Here is a 3,270-nt window from a genome sequence, read left to right as displayed (position 1 = left end):
CTCCGGACGTGGGGGCTGCGCGGCGGGCGACCCGGCCGCGGGCTGGCCCGCCTGGGGCTTGGGTGTCGGGGCGTTGCCGACTGCGGGCATCACCTGGGTCGGCTCGTCATCGGCGGCCTTCGTGGTCACGGGGGTCTCCTCGCTCGGGGTGGGCTCGTCGTCGTCGAAGATGGACAGACCCTGGTCGCTCATAAGAACGAGCCTCCTGGCTCTCGACTGCGATGTTCTCGGGGACCCGCCCATGATCCCCGATCCGGTCGTGCTTTCCCACCCCGCCCCCACCCGGCTGAGATGCCGCGAATGTCGCAGGGCGGGCCCGCGCCGTGCGCGGACCCGCCCTGTGTGTGCGTGCGGAGGTTCAGATGCCGCGGAACAGGTTGATCTTGTCGAGGTGCTGCTCGCGGAGCTCGTGGTTGAGCACGCCGAGGCCCTCCTGCGGGGAGAGCGCGAGGACGCCGACCTTGCCCTGGTGCAGGTTGTGGTGGACGTCGAGCGCGGCCTGGCCGACCTCGTCCAGGGTGTAGACGCGGGACAGGGTCGGGTGGATCTTGCCCTGGGCGATCAGGCGGTTGGCCTCCCACGACTCGCGGTAGTTGGCGAAGTGGCTGGAGATGATCCGCTTGAGGTTCATCCACAGATAGCGGTTGTCGTACTCGTGCATGTAGCCCGTGGTCGACGCGCAGGTGGTGATGGTGCCGCCCTTGCGGGTGACGAACACGCTCGCGCCGAAGGTCTCGCGGCCGGGGTGCTCGAAGACGATGTCGATGTCCTCGCCGCCGGTGAGCTCCCGGATCGCCTTGCCGAACCGCAGCCACTCCTTGGGGTTCTGCTGGGTGTTGTCCTCGTTCCAGAACTTGAAGTCCATCTCGGAACGGTTGATGACCATCTCCGCGCCCATGCTGCGCACGATCTTCGCCTTCTCCTCGTTCGAGACGACGCAGACCGGGTTCGCGCCCCCGTTGAGGGCGTACTGCGTGGCGAAGCCGCCCAGCCCGCCCGAGGCGCCCCAGATCAGGACGTTGTCGCCCTGCTTCATGTTGCCGCCGTTCGCGGAGACCAGCTGACGGTAGGCGGTGCAGTTCACCAGGCCCGGCGAGGCGGCCTCCTCCCACGTGAGGTGCTCGGGCTTGGGCATCAGCTGGTTGGCCTTGACCATCGCGACGTCGGCCAGACCACCGAAGTTGGTCTCGAAGCCCCAGATCCGCTGCGAGGGGTCGAGCATGGTGTCGCTGTGGCCGTCGGGAGCCTCGAGCTCGACCGAGAGGCAGTGCGCGACGACCCGGTCGCCCGGCTTCCACTTGTTCACGCCCGGGCCGACCGCCAGGACCACGCCGGACAGATCGGAGCCGACGATGTGGTAGGGCAGGTCGTGCCGCTTGCCGAGGTCGGACTCGCGCCCGTAGCGCTCGAGGAACCCGAAGGTGGAGACCGGCTCGAAGATCGAGGTCCACACCGTGTTGTAGTTGATCGCCGAGGCCATCACGGCCACGAACGCCTCACCCGGGCCGAGCTCGGGGAGCGGCACGTCGTCGACATGCAGCGACTTGCGGGGGTCCTTCTCCTTCGAGGGCAGGCCCTCGAACATGTCGACCTCGTCCTTGTGCACCGTCACTGCCCGGTAGGACTCGGGAAGCTCCAGGTTCGCAAAGTCCTCCGCAGAGGTCCCTTCGGCTTGGATCGCATCGAGGATGTGCTGCACGGTCGTTGTCTCCCTAGGGTCTGTTCGATGGGGTGGCAATACGGCCGCCGCGAACATTACCCATCGGTAACCCTTCGTTGGCGCCTTCGTGAGCGTCGTCTCACTCCGTCGGCTCATGGGCGGCCCGGCGCCGTCCTTGGCTCGGCGACGCCAGCATGGGCCACCATAGGACGGTGATCAGTGCACCAGGCAGCGGCGTTCAGGGGGTGGTCGACCTCAACGGGGACGTCGGCGAGTCCTTCGGCCGCTGGCAGCTCGGGGACGACGCGGCCCTCCTTCCGCACCTCACCAGCGCGAATGTCGCGTGCGGCTTCCACGCCGGAGACCCGCTGATGCTTCGTCGTACGGTCGAGCTCGCCGTACGCCTCGGCGTGGCCGTCGGCGCCCAGGTCGGCTACCGCGACCTGGTCGGCTTCGGCCGGCGGTTCATCGACGTCGCCCCCGACGAGCTGACCGCCGACGTGCTCTACCAGCTGGGTGCGCTGGAGGCGCTGGCTCGATCGGTCGGTGGCGCCGTCACCTACCTCAAGCCGCACGGCGCCCTCTACCACGCGGTCACCACCGACGAGCGCCAGGCGCGGGCGGTGATCGAGGCCGTCGTCGCCTACGGCGGGCTGCCGGTCCTCGGCCTCCCCGGGGCGTCGCTGCTCCGGCTCGTCGAGGAGGCCGGCCTGCCCGCGGTGGGCGAGGGCTTCGCCGACCGCTCCTACCGGGCCGACGGAGGTCTGGTGCCACGCTCCGAGCCCGGCGCGGTCCTGACCGACCCGGCCGAAGTCGCCGCCCAGGCGGTCCGGCTCGCGACGTCGGGCGCAGTGCGCTCGCTGTGCGTCCACGGCGACACGCCCGGCGCGCCCGCGATTGCGGCGGCGGTCCGTTCCGCGCTCGCGGAGGCCGGGGTCGCGGTGCAGGCGTTCTCGTGAAACTCCTCCCGTACGGCGACCGCGGGTTGCTCGTCGAGCTCAGCGACGCCGCTCAGGTGGTGGCCTGTGTGGACCTGCTGCGGGCGGACCCCGCGGTCGGCAAGCTGGTGGCAGACGTCGTGCCGGGCGCTCGGACGGTGCTGCTGGTCGCCGGTCCGGCGGTCGGTCTCGATCGCCTGGCTGCCGTCGTACCTGACGAATCGGTCGTCCGAGAAGCGGTTTCGGAGCAGCAACGTCAGGTGCGTCCATCGGGCGAGCTCGAGGTGGTGATCCCCGTGACGTACGACGGCCCGGACCTCGTCGAGGTCGCGCGCCTGACCGGGCTCGGCGAGGACGGCGTCGTCGCCGCCCACACCGGGACGCCGTGGCGGGTGGCGTTCGGGGGGTTCGCGCCGGGTTTCGCGTACCTCGTCGGCGGGGACCCCCGGCTGCGCGTGCCGCGGCGCGACGCGCCCCGGACCAGTGTTCCGGCAGGGTCGGTCGGCCTCGCAGGCGAGTTCAGCGGCGTCTACCCGCGCCCGTCCCCGGGTGGGTGGCAGCTGATCGGCCGCACCGACACCGTCCTGTGGGACCTGGACCGGGACCCGCCCGCGCTGCTCTCGGCCGACGCGACCGTTCGGTTCCGCGCGCAATGACCGGCGAGCTGCTGGT

The 3,270-nt window shown here is 70.6% G+C and carries 3 protein-coding genes and 1 pseudogene; 2 read left to right on the top strand and 2 right to left on the bottom strand.

The features are described from left to right. Positions 1–192, bottom strand: a pseudogene (locus E7Z54_RS01940) (hypothetical protein); the annotation flags it as partial. 166 nt (positions 193–358) lie between these two features. Beyond that, positions 359–1,699, bottom strand: a complete 1,341-nt coding sequence (gene ccrA / locus E7Z54_RS01935; RefSeq protein ID WP_206055957.1) for a crotonyl-CoA carboxylase/reductase — start codon at positions 1,697–1,699, stop codon at positions 359–361. Positions 1,700–1,875: 176 nt separating this feature from the next. On the opposite strand from ccrA, the gene E7Z54_RS01930 reads away from it, so the two are divergent. Together E7Z54_RS01930 and E7Z54_RS01925 are read left to right on the top strand one after the other, a co-directional pair. Next, positions 1,876–2,619, top strand: a complete 744-nt coding sequence (locus E7Z54_RS01930; protein ID WP_240769468.1) for a LamB/YcsF family protein — start codon at positions 1,876–1,878, stop codon at positions 2,617–2,619. Beyond that, positions 2,616–3,254 (top strand): 5-oxoprolinase subunit B family protein, encoded by a 639-nt coding sequence (locus tag E7Z54_RS01925; RefSeq protein WP_136431239.1) that lies wholly within the window; start codon positions 2,616–2,618, stop codon positions 3,252–3,254. Before E7Z54_RS01930 ends, E7Z54_RS01925 begins: the two co-directional genes overlap by 4 nt. Positions 3,255–3,270: the final 16 nt, after the last annotated feature.

This window comes from Nocardioides sp. (assembly GCF_004803405.1).
GTDB classification, from domain to species: Bacteria; Actinomycetota; Actinomycetes; order Propionibacteriales; family Nocardioidaceae; genus Nocardioides; species Nocardioides vastitatis.
This window is presented reverse-complemented; position numbering and strand designations above follow the sequence as displayed.